This is a genomic window from Fusibacter sp. (assembly GCF_057447755.1).
Window position 1 is genome coordinate 1 of sequence record NZ_JBVBZF010000498.1, and the last position, 1,763, is coordinate 1,763.

Sequence of the window (1,763 nt, forward strand, 5' to 3'; positions counted from 1 at the left end):
GCTGAAGGCATCACTCTGACAAGAAATATCACTTATAATGTGGTTAAAACACAGAAGGATGCAGTGACGCAGACGCTGTATGAAAAAACGATTTCTAAATTTGATGAAACCATTGTAACAAGTGAAGGTACCTTTACTCTGGCAAAGTACACATTCAATGATAGTCGAATTATAGATCACTCTCCGAGTGTAAGTTATTTCTCGGGGCATTTACTTGGAGAAAGAACCTACTATCTTAACGGAGATTATCTAACGAACAGTGGTTATGTAAAAATTGTGGACGAAGGAGATCCGATAGTTGGTTATGGGCATGAGTGGGGAAAGAGTGAGACCCTTGTAAATCGTCAAGAAATTATTCACAGTATTCCGAATCCAAGCTATGATTCAGCTGTATATGGGTCTCAGGAAAATTTGATTTGGAATGCTGCCTTAGATATAAATTTAGCTTCCACGCAAAAAGTCGATTTCATCTATCAGGGAACTGATCCTCAAAGCATTAGTTTTAGAGGGAGCTACTTTAAGGTTACCACAGAAGAAAATGTTGTGAGTATCAAATATGACTTGCCAACGCTTACGTCAGCTGGTGCTGTGGATTATACAACTACTAAGAGAAATCAAGGTGAAATTAATAAGAGCAAGGAAGTCATATTAGAAACCAAAGCGCTCATTACACCTAAGATTAGAGATATTGGAGACCACTGGGCAAGTAGTGATATCTTCTTATTGACATCACTTGAAATTTTTGACGTTGATAAGGAGTATTTTGCGCCAGATGCTTATATTTCTAGACTTGAATTTGGTAAAGCGGTGGTGAATGCGCTTGAGGGCGTATTGCCTGAGGCAACGCGTACGGATTTAATCAAACGCAAAAGACCTGGGGTTACCACGCCTTACTTAGATGTTCTTGTGGATGATCCTGACTATCAATACTTTGAGTATATTAAGTCTCATAACATTATGGCGGGTGAAAATAGCTATTTTAAACCCAATGAACCCATTACAAGAGCCGAGATGGTGGCTGTTCTCATCAAGGCACTGGGCCTTGAGTATTTAGCGCCGAATCCACCATATAAAACAATTTTTTCAGATGATGAAAGAATAGCAGAATGGGCAAAGGACTTTGTCTATATGGCAAATGAAATTGGTTTGATCAGCGGTTATGATGATGGTTCCTTTAAACCATTGAACCGAGTTACGAAAGCTGAAGCGGCAAGTATGATTCATTCTTTGATAAAACACCTTAAGGATGAAATCACTTATGATTATCGCGAAAAAATAATAAATCGTTAAACCGACTGCCTAAATGGATACTTTGTTTAAATAGGACTTGTTTATTAGAAACACCTTTGCTTGCTGTAGCGGAGGTGTTTTGTACATTGAAAACACAAGCGTCCTCGGCGTTGCCTGCGGATTGCGCTTTCAATGCACAAAACACCTCCGAGTATTTCGTAGAACATTGAGACCACAAGGGTCCTCGGCTGTGCCTGTGGATTGCATCTTCAATGCACAAAACACCTCAGAGTATTTGTAGAATATTGAGATCGCAAGCGTCCTCGGCGTTGCCTGCGGATTGCGTTTTCAATGTACAAAACACCTCGGTGTATTCGTAGAACATTGAGACCACAAGGGTCCTCGGCTGTGCCTGTGGATTGCGCTTTCATTCAAATTAGTGTCTCATCATGAATATGTGAAAGTTTAAAATCTATGATATAGTATTATTAGAAAATTTTAAGACCATCAGCTATTTAAAAAACATTTGAGCA

Annotated in this window: 1 protein-coding gene; it reads left to right on the forward strand. The window is 39.3% G+C overall.

Annotated features, from left to right (window positions below; genetic code table 11):
- Positions 1–1,290 (forward strand): S-layer homology domain-containing protein (locus AC220I_RS22075; protein ID WP_486726026.1); only part of this gene is annotated, 1,290 nt, incomplete at its 5' end.
- Positions 1,291–1,763 lie beyond the last annotated feature (473 nt).